The organism is Paraburkholderia sediminicola, from assembly GCF_046026895.1.
Lineage (GTDB): Bacteria > Pseudomonadota > Gammaproteobacteria > Burkholderiales > Burkholderiaceae > Paraburkholderia > Paraburkholderia sediminicola_C.
Genome location: NZ_JAQQEU010000010.1, coordinates 51,596 through 76,739, shown reverse-complemented (window position 1 = coordinate 76,739; position 25,144 = coordinate 51,596). Strand labels below are relative to the sequence as shown.

The 25,144-nt window shown below is 65.0% G+C and carries 21 protein-coding genes, 1 tRNA gene and 1 pseudogene; 14 read left to right on the top strand and 9 right to left on the bottom strand.

Features of this window, described 5'->3' with window-relative positions; all coding sequences use genetic code 11:
- Positions 1–32: 32 nt before the first annotated feature.
- From PQR02_RS09790 to PQR02_RS09780, 3 genes are all read right to left on the bottom strand, one after another.
- The gene (locus tag PQR02_RS09790) at positions 33–857 is read right to left on the bottom strand and encodes an ABC transporter permease (protein WP_408229003.1); all 825 of its coding nucleotides are present in this window, start codon (positions 855–857) and stop codon (positions 33–35) included.
- Positions 854–1,846, bottom strand: a complete 993-nt coding sequence (locus PQR02_RS09785; protein WP_408229215.1) for an ABC transporter substrate-binding protein — start codon at positions 1,844–1,846, stop codon at positions 854–856. Before PQR02_RS09785 ends, PQR02_RS09790 begins: the two co-directional genes overlap by 4 nt.
- Before the next feature lie 227 nt (positions 1,847–2,073).
- Positions 2,074–3,132 carry a LacI family DNA-binding transcriptional regulator gene (locus tag PQR02_RS09780; RefSeq protein ID WP_408229000.1) on the bottom strand — a complete coding sequence of 353 codons (1,059 nt, stop codon included), beginning with the start codon at positions 3,130–3,132 and terminating at the stop codon, positions 2,074–2,076.
- A gap of 207 nt (positions 3,133–3,339) precedes the next feature.
- Here PQR02_RS09780 and PQR02_RS09775 point away from each other — a divergent pair.
- The 3 genes from PQR02_RS09775 (at position 3,340) to PQR02_RS09765 (ending at position 5,438) form a co-directional block, all read left to right on the top strand.
- Positions 3,340–3,424: transfer RNA gene (locus PQR02_RS09775), tRNA-Leu, on the top strand.
- Positions 3,425–3,900: 476 nt separating this feature from the next.
- Positions 3,901–4,749, top strand: coding sequence for a glycosyltransferase family 2 protein (locus PQR02_RS09770; RefSeq protein WP_408228997.1), 849 nt, complete (start codon positions 3,901–3,903; stop codon positions 4,747–4,749).
- Between the two features lie 200 nt (positions 4,750–4,949).
- Positions 4,950–5,438, top strand: coding sequence for a M48 metallopeptidase family protein (locus tag PQR02_RS09765; RefSeq protein ID WP_408228994.1), 489 nt, complete (start codon positions 4,950–4,952; stop codon positions 5,436–5,438).
- Between the two features lie 36 nt (positions 5,439–5,474).
- Here PQR02_RS09765 and PQR02_RS09760 read toward each other — a convergent pair whose 3' ends face one another.
- Positions 5,475–7,808: an FdhF/YdeP family oxidoreductase gene (locus PQR02_RS09760; protein ID WP_408228991.1), complete on the bottom strand. Its 2,334-nt coding sequence runs from the start codon at positions 7,806–7,808 to the stop codon at positions 5,475–5,477.
- A gap of 180 nt (positions 7,809–7,988) precedes the next feature.
- Here PQR02_RS09760 and PQR02_RS09755 point away from each other — a divergent pair, with 180 nt between their 5' ends.
- Together PQR02_RS09755 and PQR02_RS09750 are read left to right on the top strand one after the other, a co-directional pair.
- Positions 7,989–9,434 (top strand): aminotransferase-like domain-containing protein, encoded by a 1,446-nt coding sequence (locus PQR02_RS09755; protein ID WP_408228988.1) that lies wholly within the window; start codon positions 7,989–7,991, stop codon positions 9,432–9,434.
- An 18-nt stretch (positions 9,435–9,452) separates the two neighbouring features.
- Positions 9,453–9,767, top strand: a complete 315-nt coding sequence (locus tag PQR02_RS09750) for a helix-turn-helix domain-containing protein (protein ID WP_408228985.1) — start codon at positions 9,453–9,455, stop codon at positions 9,765–9,767.
- A gap of 143 nt (positions 9,768–9,910) precedes the next feature.
- Here PQR02_RS09750 and PQR02_RS09745 read toward each other — a convergent pair whose 3' ends face one another.
- Positions 9,911–10,918 (bottom strand): alpha/beta fold hydrolase, encoded by a 1,008-nt coding sequence (locus PQR02_RS09745; RefSeq protein ID WP_408228982.1) that lies wholly within the window; start codon positions 10,916–10,918, stop codon positions 9,911–9,913.
- A gap of 179 nt (positions 10,919–11,097) precedes the next feature.
- Positions 11,098–11,847 (bottom strand): annotated as a pseudogene (locus PQR02_RS09740) (SDR family oxidoreductase).
- 266 nt (positions 11,848–12,113) lie between these two features.
- On the opposite strand from PQR02_RS09740, the gene PQR02_RS09735 reads away from it, so the two are divergent.
- Both PQR02_RS09735 and PQR02_RS09730 read left to right on the top strand, forming a co-directional pair.
- Positions 12,114–13,283 carry a BMP family ABC transporter substrate-binding protein gene (locus PQR02_RS09735; protein ID WP_408228979.1) on the top strand — a complete coding sequence of 390 codons (1,170 nt, stop codon included), beginning with the start codon at positions 12,114–12,116 and terminating at the stop codon, positions 13,281–13,283.
- Between the two features lie 43 nt (positions 13,284–13,326).
- Positions 13,327–13,869 (top strand): nucleoside deaminase, encoded by a 543-nt coding sequence (locus tag PQR02_RS09730; protein ID WP_408228976.1) that lies wholly within the window; start codon positions 13,327–13,329, stop codon positions 13,867–13,869.
- Between the two features lie 138 nt (positions 13,870–14,007).
- Here PQR02_RS09730 and PQR02_RS09725 read toward each other — a convergent pair whose 3' ends face one another.
- The gene (locus PQR02_RS09725) at positions 14,008–14,610 is read right to left on the bottom strand and encodes a lysozyme inhibitor LprI family protein (RefSeq protein ID WP_408228973.1); all 603 of its coding nucleotides are present in this window, start codon (positions 14,608–14,610) and stop codon (positions 14,008–14,010) included.
- Between the two features lie 982 nt (positions 14,611–15,592).
- Here PQR02_RS09725 and PQR02_RS09720 point away from each other — a divergent pair.
- From PQR02_RS09720 to PQR02_RS09690, 7 genes are all read left to right on the top strand, one after another.
- Entirely contained in the window at positions 15,593–17,905 is a 2,313-nt protein-coding gene (locus PQR02_RS09720; protein ID WP_408228970.1) for a putative bifunctional diguanylate cyclase/phosphodiesterase, read from the top strand.
- A gap of 290 nt (positions 17,906–18,195) precedes the next feature.
- Entirely contained in the window at positions 18,196–18,384 is a 189-nt protein-coding gene (locus PQR02_RS09715) for a hypothetical protein (protein ID WP_115105230.1), read from the top strand.
- A 137-nt stretch (positions 18,385–18,521) separates the two neighbouring features.
- Complete coding sequence (locus PQR02_RS09710) at positions 18,522–19,934, top strand: FAD-containing oxidoreductase (protein WP_408228967.1); 1,413 nt, start codon at positions 18,522–18,524, stop codon at positions 19,932–19,934.
- Positions 19,935–19,984: 50 nt separating this feature from the next.
- Entirely contained in the window at positions 19,985–20,353 is a 369-nt protein-coding gene (locus tag PQR02_RS09705; protein WP_408228964.1) for a cupin domain-containing protein, read from the top strand.
- A gap of 193 nt (positions 20,354–20,546) precedes the next feature.
- Positions 20,547–21,122 carry a TMEM175 family protein gene (locus PQR02_RS09700; protein ID WP_408228961.1) on the top strand — a complete coding sequence of 192 codons (576 nt, stop codon included), beginning with the start codon at positions 20,547–20,549 and terminating at the stop codon, positions 21,120–21,122.
- Between the two features lie 3 nt (positions 21,123–21,125).
- The gene (locus PQR02_RS09695) at positions 21,126–21,932 is read left to right on the top strand and encodes a hypothetical protein (RefSeq protein WP_408228958.1); all 807 of its coding nucleotides are present in this window, start codon (positions 21,126–21,128) and stop codon (positions 21,930–21,932) included.
- A gap of 25 nt (positions 21,933–21,957) precedes the next feature.
- Positions 21,958–22,446 carry a metallophosphoesterase family protein gene (locus PQR02_RS09690; protein WP_408228955.1) on the top strand — a complete coding sequence of 163 codons (489 nt, stop codon included), beginning with the start codon at positions 21,958–21,960 and terminating at the stop codon, positions 22,444–22,446.
- Between the two features lie 130 nt (positions 22,447–22,576).
- Here the strand turns inward: PQR02_RS09690 and proP are convergent, their stop codons facing one another.
- Both proP and PQR02_RS09680 read right to left on the bottom strand, forming a co-directional pair.
- The gene (gene proP, locus PQR02_RS09685; RefSeq protein WP_408228952.1) at positions 22,577–24,079 is read right to left on the bottom strand and encodes a glycine betaine/L-proline transporter ProP; all 1,503 of its coding nucleotides are present in this window, start codon (positions 24,077–24,079) and stop codon (positions 22,577–22,579) included.
- Between the two features lie 693 nt (positions 24,080–24,772).
- Positions 24,773–25,045, bottom strand: coding sequence for an oxidative damage protection protein (locus tag PQR02_RS09680; protein ID WP_007181244.1), 273 nt, complete (start codon positions 25,043–25,045; stop codon positions 24,773–24,775).
- Positions 25,046–25,144: the final 99 nt, after the last annotated feature.

Here is a 25,144-nt window from a genome sequence, read left to right as displayed (position 1 = left end):
GGGTTTGGAAGCGCCGCGACTGGACATGCCGCTCATGCGCTGGCCGCCACCGCCGCGCCGCTCACGCTGCGCGCGAACGCCAGCACGGCCCACGTGACGATGCCGAGCAGGATCGAAAGTCCGGCGGCCGTCACCATGTTCGCGTTTAGTGTGAACTCGGTGTAGATGGTCATCGGCAGCACGTCGATGTCGGTGGCGAGCGTAAACGCCGTGCCGAACGCGCCCATCGCGGTCGCGAAACACACCGCGCCCGCCGCGATCAATCCCGGCGACAGCGCGGGCAACACGATGTCGCGCATGATCCGCCACGGCGACGCGCCGAGCGAGCGCGCCGCTTCTTCGAGCGACGCATCGAGCCGGGTCGCCGACGCCATCACGGTGACGATCACGCGCGGAATCGAGAAGTACAGGTAGCCGAGAAAGAGGCCGCTCATCGAATACGCGAACACCCAGCGGTCGCCGGTCAGTTTCAGCGAGAGCGCGCCGATCAATCCCTGGCGGCCCGCCAGCATGATCACCATGAAGCCGACCACCACGCCGGGAAACGCGAGCGGAAACGTCAGCAGCGCGAGCAGCGTGCGCTTGAACGCGAACTCGCGGCGCGCGAGCAGCAACCCGGCGATCACCGACAACACCAGCGTCGCCGCCGTGACCGCCGCGGACAGCGCGACGGTCGCGCCGAGGCTCGACAGGTAGCGCGGATTCGTCAGCATCGCGCGATAGGTGGCGAACGCGTGGCCGTCGCCGCTCAATTGCGCGAGCGCGGCCATCGGCAGCAGCCAGAACGCGAGGAATATCGCCAGCGCCGGCGCGATCAACGCAATGCGCCAGCGCAGCGGGAACGTGATGTCGTTCAATGCATCACCTGCAGATAGCGCTCGCCGAAGCTCGCCTGTTTTTGCGCCATCTTGCCGAAGTCGACGGGTTGGGCGCGCGCGTAGTCGCTGGCCGGCAGGAATTTCGCGGCGGCCTGCGCGCTCATCGCGTTCGCGCGCACCGGACGCAGATAGGCGTCGGCCCACAGCTTCTGGCCTTCGTCGGACAGCACGAAGTCGAGCACCTTCTTGCCGTTGTCCGCGTGCGGCGCGCCTTTCACGAGGCTCATCACGTACGGCACCGAGATCGTGCCTTCTTTCGGAATTACGAATTCGACGTTTGCGTGATCCTTGTACTTCGCGCGGTACGCGTCGAAATCGTAGTCGAGCAGGATCGGAATTTCACCGGACATCACGCGTGCGTACGCGGTCTGCTTCGGCACGATCGGCGCATTGGCCTTCAGCTTGCGGAACCAGTCGAGGCCGGGCTCGAAGTTATCGAGCGTGCCGCCGAGCGCCTGGTTCACCGCGACCGCGCCCGCATAGCCGACGAACGCGCTCGACGGATCGAGGTAACCGATCATCCCTTTGTATTCCGGCTTGAGCAGGTCGGCCCACGAGCGCGGCACCGGCTTGCCTTCGAGCGCATCCTTGTTGACGAAAAAGCCCAGCGTGCCGGAGTGGATCGCGAACCAGTAGCCTTGCGGGTCCTTCAGGCTGGCGGGAATGTCGTCCCAGTGCGCGGGCCTGTACGGCTGGATCACGCCTTTGTCCTTCGCCTGATAAGCCGACGAGACGCCGAGATACACCACGTCGGCGACCGGGCTCTTCTGCTCGGCCATCAGTTGGGCGATCGATTGGCCGGAGTTCTTGTTGTCGAACGGCACGCGAATGCCGGTCTTCTGCTGGATCGCCTTGATCTGGCCGGCCCAGTCGGCCCATTCGGGCGGGCAGTTGTAGCAGATCGCGGTGTCGTCGGCATGGGCCGCTTGCGGTGCGGCCGTGGCAAGCGCCGCGCCGGCGGCGATCATGACGTGCGCAAGCCGGCGCCACAGCGGTGCGAGCGACGAAGCCACGCGTGAGGATGAGCGGATCACTGCGGGTCTCCTGGTGAAAGAAGAGAGCGGGTGGTTTGTGGGTCGTTCAATGGGATGTGCGAGTCGCTTCGATACTGTGCGAAACGGCTAGATGTACGGTTTGTGCAACTCATGCCGTTCACGCGATCGACGCAGCTCGTGCGGCGTGCCCGCGCCAGCTGCTACTCGACCGCCGCCGAAACATGCGGCAGCAAGGTCTCGCTATAGTTCGAAATCGCCGCGATGGTCGCGCCTTCGCGCAAGCTGTGCGGCAAGGTCAGCGAGAGCGACGGGTTGCCGCCGGCATCGTCGTTGCCGGTGACGCGCGCCAGCAGACGCCGCCAGGCCGCACAGCCGATCTCGCGATTCGGCGCGCAAATGCTCGCGAGCGGCGGCGACAACAGTTCACCCATCGCGAGGCCGTCGAAGCCGAGAATCGACATGTCGTGCGGTATGCGCAGCCGCGCGCGGCGCAGGCCGCGCATCACGACCATCGCGAGCAGGTCGTTGCTGCAGAAGAGGGCGGTCGGGCGATTCGGTCCGCTCGTCAGATGCGCGAGCACGGACGGCGACAGTTCTTCCGCGTTGAAGTCGACTTCGAGGGCCGGTGCGGGGGTGAGGCCGGCTTGCTGCATCGCCTGGGCGTAGCCGAGATGCCGCTGGCGCGCACGGTCCGACGCGGCCAGCGTGCCGGCGAGCATCAGGATGCGCCGGTGGCCGTGCGCGATCAGCTGACGCACGCCGTCGTAGGCGGCGAGCCGGTTGTCGACCGAGACCGACGGCCGCCGCACGGTGTCGTTGTGCATCAGCACGTAGAGCAGGCCGGCGCGGTCGAGTTCGTCGAGCAGCGGATGCGTGTCGGCATCGGTGACGGTCAGGATCAAGCCTTCCACGCGCTGTTCGCGCAAGGTTTCGATCGCGTGGCGTTCGCGGTCCGCGTCGTACTGGGTGGTCATCAGCATGAGCCGGTAGCCTTGCGCCGACGCGAGTTCGTCGATGCCTTGCAGACATTCGGCGAACACCGGATTGGCGAGCGTCGGCAGCACCACGCCGATAAGCCGCGTGCGCTCGCCGCGCAACTGGCGGCCGAGCGGGCTGGGACGAAAGTTCAGCGCGTCGATGGATTGACGCACCTTGTCGAGCGTGACCGGGTTCACGGTGTGCGGTGCGTTGATCACGCGCGAAACCGTGGCGATGGAAAAGCCCGCGTGGGCGGCGACGTCTTTGATCGTCGGGATCATGGGTTTCCGCTCCGGCTGTAAACGTTTTCGTGTGCAGATTATCCGGAACGTTTGTGACTGCCGGATGACTTCGGTGTCAATCGGGGCGCGGCGGCGCAAGAGCGGCGTTGCGGCGCAATTGCAGGTCGGCTTGCCACGGCGATGCCACGGTTGGGTGCGCTCGCCGGGCAATGGTAGAATTCGCGACCGCGCGCGATTGCGGCCCCTGCCGGGGTGATGAAATTGGTAAACATAGCGGACTTAAAATCCGCCGCTTCACAGCTTGCCGGTTCGAGTCCGGTCCCCGGCACCACGGGCATATTGGCGGAGTCGAGCGGAACACGCCGTTGCCTCGTCAATGCAAGTATTCGTGCTTGATTCGCGCGCTTCGCCTGGCGGCGTTTTTAGCGGGTTGTGCGGTCTTTTGCAGGTAAGGCCCCTAAAACGGTATCAAGGAGTCTTCCCGGTAGCGCGTCCGCACGCTCCGTCCGGCGCCAAAGCGATGAATTCCGTCACCGTTGCGGTGACAGAAAATCGAGCCATTCGCCCCAGCAAGGCGCCCACGGATCTGCTCCGGCCCCGCAGTGCGTTCGGCATCGTTCCCAGGCTCCGCTTGCGCGATCCGTACCCGGCCTTTTCAATGGCTCATGAGTCGCGCGCCATCTCCGACGCCCCTACCGCGCCAGCCCGAGTCGTCCGGCTGCTTCAGCTCGAAGGGAAGGCGCCTGAGTCCCGGGCGCTTCAGCACATCATGGGTACAGTGTCACAACAACTGCCGGTCATCGAGTCATGAAGAAAGTCTCCATCATTGTTCCGTGTTTTAACCAGCAGGAATTCATCGCGGAAACGCTTGATTCGGTATTGCACCAGACCTACGGCGAGTGGGAGTGCATTGTCGTGGACGACGGCTCTACCGATGGCTCAGCGGCTGTCATCGAGCAATATGCGAAGAAGGATCGCCGCTTCCAGTCTTTAAAGAAAACGAATGGCGGTGTCGCGGCCGCGCGCAATTTCGGCTTTGCGCACGCGAGCGGTGAACTGTTCGTACCGCTCGACGGCGACGACAAGATCCACCCTGACTTTCTGCAACGGACAGTCGAATGTTTCAACGCTCATCCCGATACCGATCTCGTCCACACCGGGACGCAGCGCATCGGCGAATCGCGCAAGATCTGGCGCCTGCCTGAGTACAGCTATGAAAAGCTGCTTTGGCAAAACATGATCGTCAACACGACCATGTACCGGCGTGAGGCATTCTTCGGCGTGGGCGGCTATGCGTCCGAAATGGTCCACGGCTTCGAGGATTGGGAGTTCTACGTCAGGCTCCTGAACCCGAACTCCAGGGTTCGCTTCGTCGATGCCCCGCTGTACCTCTATCGCGTGAAGAAAAGTTCGCGCTCGACCGAACTGGTCGCATTGGGAAAGGTCGAGGAGTCGCAGCGCCTCATCTTTACACGCAACCGCGCGAAATATGACGAGTGTATGGAGAACCCGATCAGTGTTTTCGGCAAGCGCATGAGGGAGTTCGCGCCGTTCTATTCGTCGCGCTACAGGCGCACGCTTCGTTACGTGCACATCATCTATGGTGTCGTGACCGCGGCGCTACTGGTCATCATCGCGGTACTGCTGGCGCGCTGAGGCTGTCAGCGCGTTGCCGTCATTCATCCCGGCGGCGATCTGCCCGGCGTCAATTTTGGCCGCTTCGAAGGACGTCCGATGCGTTTCGGTCGGGTCGTCCCGATAGCCTGCGTGCTGGCGCGCAGGCTATCGTCGTCAGTCGTGCAGCCGAGCTCCGATTCACCGATGCAGTTCTGCACGAGTCAATGCAAAACACCACCATGTCTCACCTGAAATATCTGACCGGCTATCCCCCGGCATTGCAGGAGAAGGTCAAGAAGCTGATCGCCGGCGAGCAGCTCGGCGCCTATCTCGCCGAGCGCTATCCCAACACGCATGACGTGCAGACCGACCGCGCGCTCTACGCGTACTGCGCCGACCTGAAACGCGAACACCTGCGCAGCGCGGAACAGATCGACAAAGTGACCTACGACAGCAAGCTCGACGTCGTGCGCCACGCGTTGGGCCTGCACACGAGCATCTCGCGCGTGCAGGGCGGTAAGTTGAAGGCGAAGAAGGAAATCCGCATTGCGTCGCTATTCAAAGCGGCGGCGCCCGAGTTTCTGAAGATGATCGTGGTGCACGAACTCGCGCATCTGAAAGAGAGCGATCACAACAAGGCGTTCTATCGTCTCTGCGAGTTCATGCAGCCGGGCTACCACCAGATCGAATTCGATTTGCGTCTTTATCTGACGCATCGCGCGATCTGACGAAGAAGCAGGCCTGACGCGCTTTCGCGACGCCACTCAGGCCGCAATCGCGGCGGCTTGCACCGCCGACGCTTTCAACAGCACCGGAATCGACTTCGAAGTCGGCGTGCCCGCGCCATCGGCTACCGAAGACAGCGGCACCAGCGGATTCGTCTCCGGATAATAAGCGCCGAGACAACCGCGCGGAATGTCGTACTCCACCAGCAGAAAGCCGTCGGCGTGACGCTCGATGCCGTCGGCCCACACGCTCGTGATATCCACCCGCTGTCCCGCGACGAAACCCAGCATCGCCAGATCGTCCTTGTTGGCGAACAGCACGCGGCGCTGTCCGTACACGCCGCGATAACGGTCGTCGAGGCCGTAGATCGTGGTGTTGTACTGGTCGTGCGAGCGTGTCGTCATCAGCGTCATCAGACGCTCGCCGTGCTGCTTGCGCGCTTCGTGAATCGGCGTGGCCACGTCGATCGCATGCACGAGGAACTGCGCCTTGCCGCTCGGCGTTTTCCAGATGCGCTCGCGCGACGCCACGCCCAGGTGAAACCCGCCGGGGTTCTTCAAGCGCTCGTTGTAGTCGTGGAAGCCGTCGACCACCCGCGCGATGCCGTCGCGAATCAGCGAATAATCCGCCGCTTGCGCGAGCCAGTCCACCTTGCCGCTGCCGAGCGTCGCATGCGCCATCCGCGCGACGATCGCAATTTCAGACAGCAGATTTTCCGACGCCGGTTTGTTCATCCCATACGAGATGTGCACCATGCTCATCGAATCCTCGACGCTCACGCCTTGCGCGACGCCGTTCTGCAAATCGATCTCGGTGCGCCCCAGGGTCGGCAGGATCAGCGCGTCGCGTCCGTGCACGAGGTGGCTGCGGTTCAGCTTGGTCGTGATGTGCACGGTCAGCTCGCACGAGCGCATCGCTTCCCACGTGCGCGGCGTGTCCGGCGTGGCGATCGAAAAATTGCCGCCGAGTCCGATGAACACCTTCACCTTGCCGTCGAGCATCGCCTGAATCGTGTTCACCACATCGAGCCCGTGCTCGCGCGGCGGCTCGAAATCGTAGACCGCGCCGAGTTGGTCGAGAAAGGCCTGAGTCGGCTGTTCCTCGATGCCGACCGTGCGGTCGCCCTGTACGTTCGAGTGCCCGCGCACCGGGCACAGCCCCGCGCCGCGGCGGCCGATATTGCCGCGCATCATCATCAGGTTCGACAGTATCTGCACGGTCGGCACCGAGTTCTTGTGCTGCGTGAGGCCCATGCCCCACGTCGAGATCACCGCGCGCCCCTTCACGTAGATGTCGGCGAGCTTGAGCACGTCGTCGAACGGCACGCCCGCTTCGGCGACGATGGTGTCCCAGCTTTCGGCGCGCAAGTCGTCGGCGAACGCTTCGAAGCCCACCGTGTGCTCGGCGATGAACCCCACGTCCAGCACGCGTTCGAGACCGGAGGCGAGCGCTTCGTCGTCGAGTTCGATCACGCGCTTGGCGACGCCCTTGATCAGCGCGAAGTCGCCGCCGACCTTCGGCCGGATGAACACGGAGCTGATCTTCGTGCTGCCCATCGTCAGCATTTCCACCGGATGCTGCGGGCTCGCAAAGCGTTCCAGCCCGCGCTCCTTCAGCGGATTGATCGACACGATGGTCGCGCCGCGCCTGGCGCACTCGCGCAGTTCGCCGAGCATGCGCGGATGGTTGGTGGCCGGATTCTGGCCGAAGATCAGCAGCGTGTCGGCGTGTTCGAAGTCGTCGAGCGTCACCGTGCCCTTGCCGATGCCGACCGTATGCGGTAAGCCGCGGCTGGTCGCTTCGTGGCACATGTTCGAGCAGTCGGGGAAATTGTTGGTGCCGTACATGCGCACGAACAACTGGTACAGAAAAGCGGCTTCGTTGCTGGCGCGGCCCGAGGTATAGAACGCGGCGCGGTTCGGATCGTCGAGGCGCTTCAGGTGGCTCGCGATCAGATCGAACGCTTCGTCCCAGCCGATCGGCACGTAACGGTCGGAGAGCGCGTCGTAGACGAGCGGGTCGGTCAGGCGGCCGTGCTGTTCCAGCTCGAAATCCGACTGCGACATCAGCGCCTCGACCGTATGCTGCCCGAAGAAGGCGGGCGTCACGCGTTTGCTGGTCGCCTCGGCGGCCACCGCCTTGACGCCGTTTTCGCAGAACTCGAAGGTGGACGCGTGTTCGCGATCCGGCCACGCGCAGCCGGGGCAGTCGAAGCCGTCCGGCTGGTTCTGCTTGAGCAGCGTGCGGTAGTTGCCGCCGGTGACCTTTTCCTTGATCAGGTTGATGGCGACGTACTTGAGCGCGCCCCAGCCGGCCGCCGGGTGCTTGTAGGGTTCGATGCGGGGTTCGACGCGTGCTTCGGATTTCTTCATGATCTTGCCGCTGGAAAAGACTTGGCGCGCTTGCGTGGCGCGTTTTAAGCCGATGCCTGCAAGCCTACTGTGTTCCGAAAAGTGCGCTGCATACAGAAAATCGGAAAGAGAAGGGATACAGTTGCATGATTTCTGTCATAGACTGGCGCTCCGAACGCCGCTTTCGTTTGACCCAAGCCCTTGAAACTCTACGAAAAGCTCGCCGATGACATGACCGAAGCCGTGCGCCGTGGCGTGTTCGCGGCCGGCGAGCGGATTCCGTCGGTGCGCCAGGCAAGCCAGCAGCACGGCGTGAGCATCAAAACGGTGCTGCACGCGTATGCGTTGCTGGAAAGCCGGGGGATCGTCGAGACGCGGCCGCAGTCCGGCTATTTCGTGCGCGACGCCGCCGCGCGGGCGCTCGCGCCGAATGCGTCGCCCTCGGGCCCGGGCCCGGGGCTGCAGCCCGGCCGCGACGCGCCGCCGGTGGCCGCCGAAGTGGACGTGAGCCGGCTCGTGCTGGCGACGCTGCGCAGCATCCGCGCGCACGACGCGGTGCCGTTCGGCTCGCCGTATCCCGACCCGTCGCTTTTCCCGTGGCGGCGCATCAACCAGTACGCGAACGCGATCGCGCGCCGTCAGGCAAGCTGGAATCTGATCGACGACCTGCCGCCGGGCAACCCCGAACTGATCCGGCAGATCGCGCGGCGCTACGCCGAAAACGGCATGCCGGTGGATCCCGGCGAGATCGTCATCACGCTAGGCGCGACCGAGGCGATCAACCTCAGCTTGCAGGCGGTCGCCAAACCTGGCGACACGGTGGCGGTCGAATCGCCGACCTACTACGCGATGCTGCACGCGATCGAGCGGCTCGGCATGCGCGCGATCGAAGTGGCGACGCATCCGGTGCACGGCATCGACATCGACGCGCTCGCGCGGGTGATCGCCATGCAAAAGATCGCCGCGTGCATGGTGATGCCGAACTTCCAGAACCCGCTCGGCTTCCAGATGCCGGACGCGCGCAAGCGGCAACTGGTCGAGCTGCTCGCCGCGCACGAGATTCCCGCAATCGAAAACGACGTGTACCAGGAGCTGTATTTCGGCGACGCGCGGCCCTCGACGCTGAAGACTTTCGACCGCAAGGGACTGGTGCTGCACTGCGCGTCGTTTTCGAAGAGCCTGACGGCGTCGTACCGGATCGGCTGGGCGCTACCGGGGCGCTACCGCGCGCAGGTCGAGAAGCTGAAGTTTCTCAACACGCTGACCACGCCGTCGGTGCCGCAGGTCGCCGTCGCCGACTATTTGCGGCAGGACGGCTACGATCGTCATCTGCGGCACGTGCGCAAGGCGTACCGGCAGCAGGCGAGCATCATGACGGCGCTGGTGCAGCGCTTCTTTCCGGTCGGCACGCGCGTGTCGGCGCCGCAAGGCGGCTATGTGCTGTGGGTGGAATTGCCCGCCAGCGTCGATTCGATGCGGCTCTATCGGGCGGCGCTTGCGTGCAGCATCACGGTCGGGCCCGGCATGATGTTTTCGACGCGCAACGATTTTCGCCACTTTATCCGGCTCAACTACAGCTATCCGTGGACCTTGCAGACCGAAGCGGCGCTGAAGACGCTGGGCGAACTGGTCACGCAGATGGCGTGACCGCACGAGGAGACATGAATGGATGACGATGATCTCGATCCGGTGCTGGTCGCCGTGCTCGCGCAACTGTGGCGCGCGCATCGGCAGACGCCGGGCGGCGCGTGGTCGCTCGCCAAACTGTCGAAGCAGGCCGGCGTGCCGATGAGCGGCTTGCGGCGGCAGTTGACGGCGCTGGTCGACGGCGGGCTGGTGGATGCGACCTTCACGGAGGAGGGGACGGGGACCGCGCGGCTGAGTGAGCTTGGCGAGGGCCTTTGCGCGGAGTTATTCGCAGATGGTGAGGGGGATGCGCTGGATGAGGCGGACCCGGAGCCGCCGCCGAAGATTCACTGATGCGTGCGGGGCGTTCACGCACTGATACCCGCACTGGTGAACCCGCACTGACGAACCACGGCGCACGGCATGCGCGGGAAGGCGACGCACGCGGGCACGCCGCGGGATGCGCGCGCAGCGACGCACGCACATCACAACGCCTTCTACCGCGCTGGCGGCAAAAACCTCAGCAATGTATCGGTGACGGCATCCGGCTGCTCTTCGGCGACCCAATGCCCCGCGCCATCGATCTGCACCGACTGCACATCCAGCGCGACATGGCGCAGTTCCTCGCCGACGATCGGCCCCAGGCTGCCCGCTCCGCCGATCCCCAGCACCGGCATGGCCAGCTTGTGCTGCGCGAAGGCCTGGTTCTGCCGCGCGTCCGCAGGGAATGCGCGGTAGTACTCGAAGCCCGCGCGCAACGCACCGGGCATCGCGTATTCGCGCGCATAGGTTTCCTCGACTTCATCAGTGAAGGCCCGCGAGTTGACCGCTTCGGAATTGTGGAACCACTTCAGGTATGCCAGTTCGCGGCCTGCGATCAGCATTTCCGGTAGGTCCTGCAGCGCGTAAAAGCGGAAATGCCAGGTGCGCGGCATCTGCACGATCTGATCCCATGGCTCGATGCCGGGCAACGGCACGTCGAGAATCGCGACCGAGCGCACTTCGTCCGGATGCTGCGCGGCATACGCATAAGCGACCATGCCGCCCATGTCGTGACCGACCACGTTGACCTCGGGGCCAAGCTTCAATTGCGCGACGAGCGCATGAATGTCTTCGGCGATGTTGGCCTTCTCGTAGCCGGTGGCGGGCTTCGCCGTGTCGCCGAGGCCGCGCAGGTCCGGCGCGAGCACGGTGTAGCCGCGCGCGATCAGCTGCGGCATCACGAAGCGCCACATGAACGAGGTCGATCCCCAGCCATGCAGCAGTACGACCGGCGTGCCGTGTCCCATCGCCAGCAGATAGTGGTAGCGCACGCCGGTGACGTCGATCTTGCCATCGCGGATTTGCGCGGCCGCCGTGGCGAGCGCCGGTGCGTTCGACGCGAGCGCGAGGCGCGCGCCGTTCGCGTGCGTGATGTCGCCGGCGCTGTGCGCGGCCGGCGCGTTGGCCGCGAGCGACATCGACAACGCGGCGGCCAGCAGAACGGAAGACAGTTTCAGACGCATGATCGTCTCGTCGTTGGAAAAAGGGGCTCCCGCCGGGGCGCCATACAGGCGGCCCGGTGTATCGGGAGCGGGGGTGGTGCGGCAAGAAAGATCCGCTGACGAACCGGGCCGCTGCTTGTCAGGCGGCCGGTCGTCATGACCGCATAAGAGCCGTTCAAACGGCTCGCGGGCGCACGGCCTTAAAGCTGGCTCATCCCGCCATCAGCGATGATTTCCGTACCGACGATGAACGCAGACTCGGGCGCGGCGAGATGCAGCACGGTCGACGCGATCTCTTCCGGCTTGCCGAAGCGGCCGACCGGCACCTGGCCGAGAATCTGCGCGGCGGTGGCTTCAAGCGCGGCGGCGTCGAGGCCGAGCTTGCCGTACAACGGCGTTTGCACGGGGCCGGGGCTCACCACATTGACGCGCACGCCTTGCGGCAGCAATTCCGCCGACAGCGTCTTCGCCAGCGAAATCAGCGCCGCCTTGCTCGCCGCGTACACCGACGACGCCGGCATGCCGATATGCGCATTGATCGAACCGTTGAGGACGATCGACGCGCCCTTGTTCAGCAGCGGCAGCAGCGCCTAGATCTGGAAGTACGCGCCTTTGACGTTGGTGTTGAAAGTCGCGTCCCAGAAGGCTTCGTCGACCTCGGGGAAGGGCGCGAATTTCGCGGTGCCCGCGTTCACGAACACGGCGTCGAGCCGGATGCCCGCGGCGTCGATCGCCGCGGCCAGTTCGCGAGCCGCCGCGCTCAAGCCGGCGTCGTTGCGCACCGCGACCGCGTTGGCGCCGAGCGCGGCGCGGGCGGTTGCGAGGGCGTCGGCGTCGCGCCCGGTGATGACCACGCGGGCGCCTTCGTCCGCGAATGCCTGGGCTGCCGCGAAGCCGATGCCGCTGCTGCCGCCGGTGACGAGAACGGCTTTGTTCTGGAAGCGAGTCATTCTGTTTCTCCGAAAAGGTGTGACGGGTTGGTGAGTAGGATAATGCGCCTGCCGGACACGCTTGACGTGCCACTTTTGCGACGTACTCGTTCGAAGTTATCGAACATCTCCCCCCGTTATCAAAATACGCATTCCGTTATGTGCGGGATAACGAAAAATAATTTTTCCGCGGAAATTGGCCTTCGAATATGGCCCCGTATGCTGAAGCCTTGTCCGGAAATTCCGGATGTTGCGGCAGCCACCCCTCACCTATCCACGGAGAACCCATGAAAACAAAGCTGGCGCGAAGACTGAACCCGACGCTGAACCTCTCATCGCGCGGCAAGGCCGTGCGCACCGTGCTGGCCGCCGCTGCGTTCGTCACAAGCGTTGGCGCGGGCGTCGCCGCGACGCTGGCGCTCGGCGCCGGGACGGCGGCAGCGGCCAGCCCGCAGCCGGTCGGCATCGCGTTCGTCTACCTCGGCAATCCGGGCGACGCTGGCTGGACCTACGCGCACGAGCAGGGCGTGAAAGAAGTCGAGGCGAAGTTCGGCGACAGGATCAAGGTGACGCGGGTCGAGAACGTGCCGGAGTCGGCGGACTCGGAGCGCGTGTTCCGCGACCTCGCGGCCAAGGGCAACAAGATCGTGGTGGGGTCGAGCTTCGGGTTTCAGGATTTCGAACTGAAGGTCGCGAAGGACTTTCCGGACACCGTGTTCGAACACGCGACCGGCTACAAGAAAGCGGCCAACTTCGCGACCTATGACGTGCGCACCTATCAGAGCGCGTACCTCGCGGGTCTGGTCGCCGGTTACACGACCAGGTCGAACACGCTCGGCTTCGTCGGCTCCGTGCCGGTGCCCGAGGTGGTGCGAAACATCAACGCGTTCACGATGGGCGCGCGCTCGGTCAACCCGAACGCGCGCGTGAAGGTGGTGTGGATCAACAGCTGGTTCGATCCGGGCCGCGAAAAGCAGGCTGCCGAGACGCTGATCGGCCAGGGCGCCGACGTGCTGATCCAGAACACCGATTCGACGGCGACGATGCAGACCGCCGAGCAGAAGAAGGTACATGCGTTCGGTTGGGACTCCGACATGAAGAAGTTCGGGCCGAACGCGCAACTCGGCGCATGCGTGAGCAACTGGGGCGTGTATTACTCGCATCTGGTCGAGCAGGTGATGTCGAATACGTGGAATAACACGCCGGTGTGGTGGGGGCTGAAGGAGAACGCGATCGACCTCGCCAACATCAATACCAGCGCGGTGTCGCCGGCCGCGCAAAAGGCGCTGGGCCAGAAGCGCGACGACATCGTCTCCGGCAGGTTCAATCCGTTTGCCGGTCCGATCGCGGATCAGTCGGGCGCGATGAGAGTTGCCGCCGGCAAGTCGCTGAGCGACGCGGAACTGTTGCGTCTGAACTGGTTCGTGCAGGGCGTCGACGGGTCTCTGCCGAAGTAATCAATTGATTGGGTAGCCTAACTATTATGGAAGGAGATCGCCCGTGAGTCTGACCGTCTCGAACGAGGCCGCCGCGCGGGCGGTGAACTATCCGCCGCAGGGATTGACGCCGACGCCCGAGCAGATCGTGCGGCATCTGCGGCATTCGAGCCGGGTCGCCGAGCGGGCGACGCTGCTGGGACATCATCCATTCGGTGCGGTGCTGGTCGGACCGGATCAGGAAACCGTGCTGATGGAGCAGGGCAACGTCGATACGGTGAATCACGCGGAGTCGGTGCTGGCGCGCGTGGCGGCATTGAACTTCACGCCGGAATACTTGTGGAGCTGCACGTTGTACACGTCGGTCGAGCCTTGCTGCATGTGCGCCGGCACGATGTATTGGGCCAACATCGGCCGGGTGGTGTTCGGGATGACCGAGAAGCGTCTGCTGGAGGCGACCGGGGATCATGCGGAAAATCCGACCATGAGCGTGGATTGCCGTTATGTGTTCGATCACTGTCAGAAAGCGGTCGAGGTGATCGGGCCGGTCGCGGAGATGGAAGCCGAGGTGATGGAGGTTCAGCGGCGGTTCTGGAGCGGTCGATAGGGGCCTCTACTGGCGACTCGCGGCTTGCGCGGTCGCCGTTGCCCGGACGGCAGTCGGTTGAGGCTTTACGCAGCGCCCCAAACAGGCATGCGCGCATGCATGCCTGTTTACCGATGTAGCACCCCACCTCACGCCCTCTCACTGCGCAGCGTTCGCCGGCATTTGCGCCGGCCCCAACATCGCGACGCCGCAAAACCATTCGCCGCCGCGCGGCTCGTATTTCCATGACTTGCCGGTCTGCCCGAGCACGGTCGAACACTGCTCGTTTATCACCGGCCCGGGATTCGCGGCGGTGCATTCGAGCAGCGCCGTTGTGGCGGCACGCGCGAGGGTCAGTGGCGGTTTGCGCCGGCCGTCCGGCTCGGCCGCAACCAGCGAATCGGGCCAAGGTGTCACCAAAGGGGCAGGCGGTGTCCCCGTTTGCATGCTGTCGATCAGACGCTGCAATTCATCGATACGCGTCGCGTACCAGGCCGCAAGACACGTCGTATCGCGGCAATTCGTTTCCCGCCACGCCCACTTGCTGTCGCTGTCGTTGAGAAACGCGCGGCGGTTGGCGACTCGCCGCCGCGCTTTCCAGTACAGTTGCCCGAGCGTGTCGTCGAGCCGGGACAGCGCGGGATCGTCGCAGATCATTTTCTCGGTTAGCGAGCGGCCCTTGTGACAGTCGAAGCTGGCGGCATAGGCGGCCTGATGCGCGAGCATCAGGCCGGCGATCAGAAGCGGGCGGATGACTTTCATGGCGGTCCCGGCAGGGCATGGGTTTTTCATGCAGGGATGATCGGCCGGGAGGGCGGAAGACAGACGCCCGAAAAACGCGGGACTTCGCCCTGGTCGTTACCAAATCTTGCTTCGCGCGCGCCGGGAGTAAGTGGAGTAAGTGGAGTAGACGGCGCAGACGACGTAGGCAGCGTAGCGGTAGTCAGCGGCGCGCACGCCGTCGACGAAGGCCCTGTCAGGCACGCCGTCATCGCCTGTGCGTGCAGCATCTCAGGCATCCGAACGCACACAGGCCGGCAAGTGTGCGCGGCCCTTGAAACGGCGGCCGCCGGGTGGTCAGCCGCCGGGGAATGCGGGAGGACGGGCGCCCCTAGTGGTCGGCCGCCGGGGAATTCAGGAGGACGGCCGCCGGGTGGAGAGCAGGGCGGCGGAGGCGGTCGACCGTCAGGCGGCGGTTCCCAGGGCGGGGGGTGGCGAACCGTCGCCAGGTGGTCCATCACCAGGCGGTGGCGGAGGCCGTCCACCGGGCGGCGGAGGCTGAAATGCACAAACCCGCCGTAGCCGCCGGTGCGGCGCAGCTTCGGCGGACGCCGATCCGATCCGCCGCGAACCGCAGCGACCGCCCGTCCGCAGTCTCGCTGGCGGCAACGAATTAGCGGCTTACCCAATTCTCATCGGCACGTCGCGCGCCACTGCTTCGGCGTGCGTTCCGCGCCCGCCGTCACCGTCCCCCAACTGATCACCGCGCTGCACCCCAACCCGCCCTTGTCCGCCCCTTACTGCCCCCCAGTTCGCAACCAGGTCCGCAACCAGATCCGCAGTCAGGTCCGCCGCAGCCAAGTCCCCAGTCAAATGCGCCGCCCAGTCCGCCGTCAGGTCCGCACCTCGACCCCCACCCCATACACTTCAAAGCCACACATCTCAAAAATCCCGCGCACGGTTCGCGTAAACCCCGGTGCGCCGCGTACACTAACTTGCCGATGTTGGGTTGGGGGGCGCATATATGACTTGCGAAGCGACATCAGATGGCACGATCGGAGCGTCGCCCGAGGGCACCCGTTACCGGGCGGATCGGGCCGAGGAGGTGCTGGCCTCGGAGCGTAGCGTGCTGCGGCTGATCACTCGCAACACGCCGCTGCCGGAATTGCTCGACGAGGTATGCCGCCGCGCGGAAGCGCTGCTCGGCGCAGGTGCGTCCTGCTCCATCCTGCTGCTGGACCCCGACGGCGTGCACGCCAGAATCGGCGGCGCGCCGACGCTGCCGCCGCATTTCAGCGCGGCGATCGACGGCGCCGCAATCGGTCCGCAAACGGGATCGTGCGGCACCGCGATGTACGAGCGGCGCCTCGTCATCGTCGAAGACATCGAAACCGATCCGCTATGGGCGGATTACCGGCATCTCGCGTTGCCGCTCGGCTTGCGTGCGTGCTGGTCCGTGCCGTTCGAAAACGACGCCGGCGTGGTGCTCGGCGCGTTCGCCGTGTATTACCGCACGCGGCGCCGTCCGAACGCCGAGGAAGAAGCGATCCTGCGCGACATCGGCAGCAGCGTCGGTCTCGCGGTCCATCAGGACGTGATGGCGCAACGGCTTGCGCACAGCGAGGAGCATCATCGGCTGGTGGTCGATCACCTGAGCGAGGGCATCGTCGTGCAGTCGCGCGCGGGCGTCGTGCTGGCCTGCAACCCGAGCGCGCAACGCATGCTTCGCGCGGGGCCGCGCGTCATCGGCCAGAGTATTCGTACGGTGATGGCGCGCGCGTATCACGAGGACGGCTCGCTCGTGACCGAGGCCGAGCGTCCGACCACGCAGGTGCTGGCGTCCGGCAAACCGCTGCTCGGCATCACGATCGGCGTGGAGCTGCACGACGGCGGCGTCGTGTGGATTACGGAGAACGTCGTGCCGATCATGCGGCCCGGCGAAACCGCGCCGGACTCGGTGCTGGTCTCGTTCACGGACATCGGCCCGGTGCGCGAGGCGCGGCGGCAGCTCAAGTTCCTCGCCACCCGCGACTCGCTCACCGGCCTCTACAACCGCGCCTATCTCACGCAACGGATGCGCGATCTGTTCGAACCGGCCGCGCCGGACGGCTCGGGCGAACTGGCGAGCGTCGCCGTGCTGTTCGTCGATCTGGACGGCTTCAAGAAGGTCAACGACACCGCCGGACACGAGGCCGGCGACACGCTGCTGTGCAGCGTGGCCGAGCGGCTGTCGGCCTGCGTCGGGCGCAACGACACGCTCGCGCGTGTGGGAGGCGACGAATTCGTGATCGTGGTGAGTGCCTACCACGGCACCGGGCACCTGATCGACATCGCGCACCGTATCCTCGACATGATCGCGGTGCCGTTCGCCGTGGCGGGCAACGAGTACTACCTGGGCGCGTCGATCGGCATCAGCCTCTTTCCCGAGGACGGCCAGGACGTCGCCACGCTGATGCGCAACGCCGACTCGGCGATGTATCACGCGAAGCAGCGCGGCCGCAACAACTTCCAGTTCTTCACCGCCGAGCTGAATCAGCATCTGCAGCGGCGTTTCACGATCGAGCAGTCGCTGCGGCGCGCGCTCGCCGCCGACGAACTGAGCCTCGTGTACCAGCCGATCGTCGATAGCCAGGATGGCCGCACGATCGGCGCGGAGGCGCTGCTGCGCTGGTACAACACCGAGCTGGGCAACGTGTCGCCGGGCGAGTTCATTCCGGTGGCGGAGGACGCCGGGCTGATCGTCGAGATCGGCGAGTGGGTGCTGGCGCGAGCTTGCGCCCAGGTCGCGCAATGGCGGCGCACGCTGGCGCCGCAGCTGATCGTCGCGGTGAATCTGTCGCCGCGGCAATTCAACGACGGGCTGCTGGAGCGTGTCGAGCGTTGTCTGTGGCAGTCCGGACTCGAGCCCGCGGCGCTCGAACTGGAGATCACCGAGCGCCTGCTGATGCACGACACCGATACCGTGCTGCCGATGCTGAACGCGCTCAGTGAAATGGGCGTGCGCATTTCCGTCGACGACTTCGGCACCGGCTATTCGTCGCTGTCGTATCTAAAGCGCTTTCCGCTGCACAACCTGAAAATCGACCGCTCGTTCGTCGCGGGCTTGCCGGATCATCGCGATTCGATCGCGATCACGCAGGCGGTGGTGGCGATGGCGCATTCGCTCGGAATGAACGTCACCGCGGAAGGGGTGGAGACCGCCGAACAGGCGGCCTTTTTACGCGCGATCGATTGTGACAAACAGCAGGGGTATCTGTACAGCCGGCCGGTCGGCGCGAGCGCGTATGCGCGGAGTTTGTGCGATGCGCAGTTGAGCGTGGCCGGCGCCGCGCCTTGAGCGCGCTGACTGCCATGAGCGCCGTGAATGGGTGAAATGGCGGCGAATGCGCAGGCGGCCGCCTGCGCCCAGATCCCGTCCGTCGTCTGAACGCGCGAACCCTTGCGCGGCGGGGCGAACGCGGCAAGCCACCGCTGACGGTGACGCATTCCGGATTCGATTGTTCAGATTGCCAAACAAGTGCCTTCGCGTTTCCGGTATTTATCCACGGTCGCGCACTCCCTAAAATTCTCCCATTGAAACGTACATTGAGCGCGATTGCGCAACGGTGCCGCGCGATGGGAATCGTCATGCCAGCCTTGATCAGAAACCAGCTTTACCGGCCGTCGGTGGTATTGCCGATGGTCGCCCTCATGCAGGTGATGGTGTCGCAGGACTTCAATCTCGGCCAGGTCGGCTGGGTTGTCGCGGCGCGCGGTGCGCAGGCCGCGCTGCAGCGTTCGCGCGAACTGATCTGCGCCGTCCACTGCCACGCCTGAGCGCAGACGGAGAAATTTCGCGGCGAACAATAACCGCCAGCGACAAACCATAAGCCCCATTGCGCAAGCCGGCATGGCGACCCGAGGCACTGAGCGTAAGATGCTACGACCTGCACCCCAGCCTCGGGAGAATTGCCATGCCACAGCACTTCGACGCAGTCGTGATCGGTACCGGACAAGGCGGCTCGCCGCTCGCCGTACGTCTCGCTCAAAGCGGGCGTAAGACCGCGGTGATCGAACGCGGGGCGTTTGGCGGAACCTGCGTGAACGTCGGCTGCACGCCGACCAAGTCGTATGTCGCGAGTGCCCGCGCGGCGCACGTCGTGCGCCATGCCGCGCAACTGGGCGTGCACGTGACCGGCCCGGTCAGCGTCGATCTGGCGGCGGTCAAGGCGCGCAAGGACAAGATCATCGGCCAGTCGCGCGACGGCGTCGAGAAATGGCTGCGTGGCACGGATAACGTCACGGTGTTCAACGGCCACGCGCGTTTTACCGGCGCGCATACGCTCGCGGTCAGCGGCCCGGACGGCCATCCGCCCGGCGAACTCAGCGCCGACGAAATCTTCATCAACACCGGCACGCGCGCGATCGTGCCGCCGCTCCAAGGCCTGGAGCGAATTCGCTACTACACCAACTCCAATCTGCTCGAACTGACGGAGCTGCCGGGCCATCTGGTGATCGTCGGCAGCAGTTATATCGCGCTCGAATTCGCGCAGATCTTTCGGCGCTTCGGCAGCGAGGTGACCGTGCTGGTGCGCGGCGAACGCGTGCTCACGCGCGAGGATGCCGATTTCGCGGAATCGGTGCGCAAGGTGCTCGCCCGCGAAGGCGTCGAGTTCCGTTTCGGGGTGCAGCCCACGCGCGTCGAACCGCATCCGCATCGCGCGAACGAAGTGTGCATCGGCTTCGAGAAGAACGTTCCCGCGCTGGAAGCGTCGCACCTGCTGCTCGCCACCGGCCGCGCGCCCAATACCGACGACCTCGGCCTTGCGGCCGCCGGCATCGCGACCGACAGGCACGGCACGATTCCGGTCGACGGCCAATTGCGCACCAACGTGCCGGGCGTCTGGGCGATCGGCGACGTCAACGGACGCGGCGCGTTCACGCATACGTCCTATGACGACTTCCAGATCGTCGCGGCCAATCTGCTCGGCGGCGGCGGGCGCAGCGTCGATACGCGCATCATGGCCTACGCGGTGTTCGTCGATCCGCCGCTCGCGCGGGTGGGGATGTCGGAAGCCGAGGTGCGCGAGATGCGCCGCGAGACGGGCCGGGATGCGCTGATCGCCACCATGCCGATGTCGCGCGTGGGGCGTGCGCGCGAACGCGGCGAGACCGACGGCTTCATGAAGGTGATGGTCGACGCGCAAAGCAAAAAGATACTCGGCGCCGCGATTCACGGCGTCGAAGGCGACGAGGCGGTTCACAACTTCATCGACATCATGACGGCGGGGGCGTCATATCCGACCCTGCAGTACGCGATGCATGTGCATCCGACGATCAGCGAACTGGTGCCGACCTTGCTCGACGGACTTAAGCCGATGGAATGAGCGGCGGGGCGCGCGCGTCGGCACGGCACATCACGGATATTTCGCAAACGATGAAACACGCACTCGCCACCGGCAATCTGTTCGAGCATGCGCCGCGCGTATCCGCATCCCCGGCCGCCGACGAGCAGATCGACGCGCTCGTCGAGCAAGGCGGCGTGACGATCGAGCGGATCGTGTCGACGGGGCAGGCGAGCCCGCCTGGCTTCTGGTACGACAGTCCGCGCGCCGAGTGGGTCGTGTTGCTGAGCGGCGCGGCCACGCTCGAGTTCGAGGGCAGGCCAACGCCGCACCCCATGAAGCCGGGCGATCACGTGCTGATCGAAGCGCATTGCCGGCACCGGGTGGCATGGACCAGCGACACGGAGCCGAGCGTGTGGCTCGCCGTCTACTATCCGCACGCGGACGGTGCCCCGGATTGACCGACGCCCACAGCACGCAGCCTGAATTCGCGCCGTGCGAGCGAGTCGAGCCTGCGTGCATGCGTTCCAGTCAGAAGATCACGCGCATCGACAAAGCCTCGCGGCATCGCTGATAATCGGCAGCGGCGCGGGTGGTCTGCGCAACGCAGGCGACCGGTACGCCCGACCGCATTCATTCTCAGGAAATTCACCGATGGGCAAGGGACGCGTCGAGGCCTTCAGCGATGGCGTGATCGCCATCATCATCACCATCATGGTGCTCGAACTGAAGGTGCCGGACGGCTTCGATCTCGCCGCGCTGCGTCCGATGGTGCCGGTGTTCTGCGCGTACGTGTTGAGCTTCATCTACGTCGGCATCTACTGGAACAATCATCACCACATGTTCCATGCCGTGCAGAAGGTCAACGGCGCGGTGTTGTGGGCCAATCTTCATCTGCTGTTCTGGCTGTCGCTGCTGCCCGCGGTCACGCACTGGGCGGGCGAAAACCATCTGGCCTCCTGGCCGACCGCGATGTACGGCGTCGTGCTGTTCATGTCGGCGATCGCGTATTTCATCCTGACCCGTGTGCTGATCCGCGAACACGGCAAGGAGTCGACCATCGCCAAAGCGCTCGGCAGTGACCTGAAGGGCAAGGTCTCGGTAGTGATCTATCTGGCGGGCATCGTGCTGGCCTTCGTTGCGCCATGGGTCTCGGCGGCGCTCTACACGCTTGCGGCGGCGTGGTGGCTGGTGCCAGACCGGCGCATCGAACACGTGCTGCAAGCGTAGAGCATGCTGCTGACGCTCAAGCTCGTGCTGGTGCCGGCGTTTCTCGCCGCGCTGACGTTGGCCGCGCGCGTGTGGGGGCCGTCGGTGGCGGGATGGCTGGCGGGACTGCCGGTCGTCGCCGGACCGATCGTGCTGCTGCTCGCACTGGAGCGCGGGCCCTCGTTCGCGGCGCAGGCGTCGACGGCATCGATCGCGGCGATCGCCGCGTCCGAAGCATTCAATTTCGCGTATGCGTGGAGCTGCCGGCGTGTAGGTTGGCCGCTCGCGCTGGTTGCCGGCCTGGCGGGGTGGCTCGCGCTGGCGGTGCTGCTCGTGCATCTGCCCGGTTCGCTTGGGTTGGCAGTGGCGGCGGCATGCTTGGCCGTGGCAGCGTCGCAAAGCGGCTTGCCGCGCGTGACGGTCCACGTGCTGGCGGCGCGCGTCGGACTCGCCGATCTGGCCGTGCGCATGGTCGCCGGCGCGTTGCTGACGGTCGCGGTGACAAGCTTGTCCGCGTCGATGGGCGCGAGCTGGAGCGGGCTGCTGTCGGTGTTTCCGTTGCTCGGCATCGTGCTCGCGGTGTCGGCGCAGCGCGCGCATGGCGCGGACTTCGTCGCGTTGCTGATGCGCGGCATGGTGATCGGGCGCGCCTCGTTCGCGGCGTTCTTCGCGGTGACCGCGGCCATGCTGCCACACTACGGCGTGTGGCTGAGCTTTGCGTGCGCGGCGCTGGTGTCGATCGCCGTGCAAGGCACGACAAGACGCATGCTCGGCCCGAGGCGGCCTGCGCAGGCGGTGTCGCGCGAGCTTGCCCGGCAGCAGGCGGAGTGAGGCCGCCTGGCCGATACTGGACCCCATGACATCGCGCAACGCTCGCTCTTCGCTTACCCGCATCGGACTCATCTCCGACACGCATAACCTCGTGCGTCCCGAAGCCTTGCGTTATCTCGCCGGCTGCGACGCGATCATTCATGCGGGCGACATCTGCCAGCAGGCGGTGCTCGACGCATTGATGCGCATCGCGCCGGTCACGGCGGTGCTCGGCAACAACGACACCGGCGAGTGGGCCGCGTCGCTGCCGACTCACGCGACACTGACCGTGCAGCAGGTGACGATCCGCGTCGTGCACGATATCGCCGATCTGGGCGCCGACCCGCGCGGCGAGGGTGTCGGCGTGGTGGTGAGCGGCCATTCGCACAAGCCGTCGATCAGCGAGCGCGACGGCGTGCTGTTCGTCAACCCCGGCAGCGCGGGGCCAAGGCGTTTCAAGCTGCCGGTTTGCGCGGGCATGCTGATCGTCGACGGCGCGCGCGCGAGCGCCAGTTTCGATTCGCTGCTGACGTAAAAAAAAAGCGGGCCGGCAAATTCTTGCCGGCCCGCTCTCCGAACGGATCGTGATTCAAGCCGCGCGATGAAAGCTTCACGCTCAACGCCGCGCGCTCAATATCGCGCGCAAGCTATCGCGCCACCCGCGCTCACGCACGCGCCGTTGCGGCAGCCGCGTAACCTTCATCCATCTCCTCGGCTTCACGCTCGCCACGCAGCACCGCATGCGCTTCGGCGCGGGTCGCCACGCACGGGCCCGAGCCGAGCAGCGGCTTGCGGGCGGTCTCGCGCAGCGCGAGCACCGACACGATGCCGATCAGCGACGCGCCCATCAGGTAATACGCAGGCATCATCAGATTGCCGGTGCGGTCGACCAGCCATGCGGTCACGAGCGGCGTCGTGCCGCCGAACAGCGACACCGAGATATTGAAGCCGATCGCGAGCGCGCCGTAGCGGATCCTGGTCGGAAACAGCGCCGGCAGCGCCGACGGCATCACGCCGGTAAAGCACGACAGCAGCACGCCGAGCATCATCAGGCCGCCGAACACCGGCAGCACCGTGCCCATGCGGATCAGCAGCAGCGCGGGGATCGACAGCGCGAACAGACCCAGGCAACCGAACAGCATCACCGGCTTGCGGCCGATCGTGTCGGACAGGCGGCCGGCGGCGAGCGTCATCGGCATCATCAGGATCATCACGAGCAGCACGAGGAACAGGCCGTGCGTTTCGTTGAAGTGCAGCGTGGCCGACAGATAGCTCGGCAGATACGACAGCGCCATGTAGTCGGTGACGTTGAAGATCAGCACGAGGCCGACGCACAGCAGAAGCGGCTTCCATTGCTGCGCGAGGAGCTGCCGGAACGACTGCAAGGGCCGCGCCTTGTCCTCGGCTTCGCGTTGCTCGGCCTGCTTCCTGAACGCGGGCGTTTCTTCGAGCTTCATCCGGATGTACAGACCCACCAGACCCAGCGGGCCGGCGATCAGAAACGGCACCCGCCAGCCCCACGACAGCAGCGCGTCGTTCGACAGCGTCGCGGTCAGCACCGCCACCGTGCCCGCGCCGAGCACGTAGCCGATCAGCGTACCGAACTCGAGGAAGCTGCCCATGAAGCCACGGCGCTTGTCGGTCGAGAATTCGGCGATGAAGGTCGCGGCGCCGCCATACTCGCCGCCCGTCGAGAAGCCCTGCACTAGCCGCGCGACCAGCAGCAGCACCGGCGCGAAAATGCCGATCGACGCATAGCCCGGAATCAGGCCGATCGCGAAGGTGCCGAGCGCCATCATGATCATCGTCATCGCCAGCACGCGCTGACGGCCGATGCGGTCGCCCAGCGGCCCGAACACCATGCCGCCGATCGGCCGCACGAGGAACGCCGCGGCGAACGTGCCGAAGGTGGCGATCAGCTGCGCAGACGGATTCGACGACGGGAAGAACACTTTGCCGAGCGCCACGGCGATGTAGCTGTACACGCCGAAATCGAACCATTCCATCGCGTTGCCGAGCGCCATCGCGCCGACGGCCCGCTTGAGGAGAGATTTGTCGACGACGGTGATGTCGTCGAGAGAGAGGCGTTGTTCTTCTTTGTGGTGTCGCCAGAAGCCGTTGCTGGAAGCGGTCAAGGTGAAAACTCCAATGACTGCGACGAAACGCATGGACGTTCCGCCACGGTTGCTGGGAAGTGTGATTTCGCGAGCAAAGCGAAGGCTTCACCGTCACCGGAGGCGGCGGAGCAGGGCGCAAATAAAAAACACAACGCCCGTGCCTCGCGAGACATCTCGCGAAAAAACACTCGTCTAGATTGTGCTGACTGTTGCACCTGCGTGGCCGTGTAAGGGGGGCAGATGCATGAGGACGCCGGGGTGACTGGAAGCTGGCCCGCGCGCCGCTGGAAGGCTTGAAACGAAAAAGGCCGATGCTTGCTCGCCGCTCATGATGCGACATGAAACGGGGAAACGACCGACGAGCCTTCTTGTATAAAAACGGTTCGATTCAGGATGGCGCGCGCAGCGCGGGCCACAATGAAAAGAAATGTTAATGAAGGTGAATTGCTATTGGAACGATACACATGATAGCACGATGACAGATGATCGTGCAAACCTGGCCTTCGGCGAAGGCTCGGCGAGATCGCTCAATCCCTTGGCAGGCGGGGGATTGAGGCGGATTGCGGCAATCGGCGAACCCGTCTTCGGAGCGGCTGGAAATGAACCGTTTGGGTAGTTTTGCGGCGGCCGTGCATCTGAAAACCGGCGGCAACAAACGCGAAAAAAACGCGGCAAAAAGGCGAAAAAAATCCGCGCTCGCGGCGCGGATTTCGTCGGTACGGCTCGCGCCGCTAAAACGCTTTCTCAGGCCGACGGCGGCACGTAACCCTGCGCGGTATCCGCGCCTTCGCCGAAGAAGAATTTTTCGGTCTGCTTCATCAGGTACTGGCGTGCGCGCGGATCGGCCATGTTCAGGCGGTTTTCGTTGATCAGCATGGTCTGCTGCTTCAACCATGCCTGCCAGGCTTCCTTCGAAATGCTTTCGTAGATCCGCTTGCCGAGTTCGCCCGGCAACGGCGGGAAATCGAGGCCTTCGGCTTCCTTGCCGAGCTTCGCGCATTGAACCATACGAGTCATGCTGTGCTTCTCCTTTGTCGACCGCAGTGAGTGCTTCAGCACTTCCTGCGGTCCCATAAAAAATGGTTACTGTATCAATGTAGGGCGGGCAGTTGCTTT

Coding starts and splice junctions, on each gene's coding strand:
- PQR02_RS09785 (WP_408229215.1), bottom strand. CDS start 1,846: ATGATCGCCGCCGGCGCGGCGCTTGCCACGGCCGCACCGCAAGCGGCC.
- PQR02_RS09780 (WP_408229000.1), bottom strand. CDS start 3,132: ATGATCCCGACGATCAAAGACGTCGCCGCCCACGCGGGCTTTTCCATC.
- PQR02_RS09770 (WP_408228997.1), top strand. CDS start 3,901: ATGAAGAAAGTCTCCATCATTGTTCCGTGTTTTAACCAGCAGGAATTC.
- PQR02_RS09765 (WP_408228994.1), top strand. CDS start 4,950: ATGTCTCACCTGAAATATCTGACCGGCTATCCCCCGGCATTGCAGGAG.
- PQR02_RS09760 (WP_408228991.1), bottom strand. CDS start 7,808: ATGAAGAAATCCGAAGCACGCGTCGAACCCCGCATCGAACCCTACAAG.
- PQR02_RS09750 (WP_408228985.1), top strand. CDS start 9,453: ATGGATGACGATGATCTCGATCCGGTGCTGGTCGCCGTGCTCGCGCAA.
- PQR02_RS09745 (WP_408228982.1), bottom strand. CDS start 10,918: ATGCGTCTGAAACTGTCTTCCGTTCTGCTGGCCGCCGCGTTGTCGATG.
- PQR02_RS09735 (WP_408228979.1), top strand. CDS start 12,114: ATGAAAACAAAGCTGGCGCGAAGACTGAACCCGACGCTGAACCTCTCA.
- PQR02_RS09725 (WP_408228973.1), bottom strand. CDS start 14,610: ATGAAAGTCATCCGCCCGCTTCTGATCGCCGGCCTGATGCTCGCGCAT.
- PQR02_RS09720 (WP_408228970.1), top strand. CDS start 15,593: ATGACTTGCGAAGCGACATCAGATGGCACGATCGGAGCGTCGCCCGAG.
- PQR02_RS09715 (WP_115105230.1), top strand. CDS start 18,196: ATGCCAGCCTTGATCAGAAACCAGCTTTACCGGCCGTCGGTGGTATTG.
- PQR02_RS09710 (WP_408228967.1), top strand. CDS start 18,522: ATGCCACAGCACTTCGACGCAGTCGTGATCGGTACCGGACAAGGCGGC.
- PQR02_RS09705 (WP_408228964.1), top strand. CDS start 19,985: ATGAAACACGCACTCGCCACCGGCAATCTGTTCGAGCATGCGCCGCGC.
- PQR02_RS09700 (WP_408228961.1), top strand. CDS start 20,547: ATGGGCAAGGGACGCGTCGAGGCCTTCAGCGATGGCGTGATCGCCATC.
- PQR02_RS09695 (WP_408228958.1), top strand. CDS start 21,126: ATGCTGCTGACGCTCAAGCTCGTGCTGGTGCCGGCGTTTCTCGCCGCG.
- PQR02_RS09690 (WP_408228955.1), top strand. CDS start 21,958: ATGACATCGCGCAACGCTCGCTCTTCGCTTACCCGCATCGGACTCATC.
- proP (WP_408228952.1), bottom strand. CDS start 24,079: ATGCGTTTCGTCGCAGTCATTGGAGTTTTCACCTTGACCGCTTCCAGC.
- PQR02_RS09680 (WP_007181244.1), bottom strand. CDS start 25,045: ATGACTCGTATGGTTCAATGCGCGAAGCTCGGCAAGGAAGCCGAAGGC.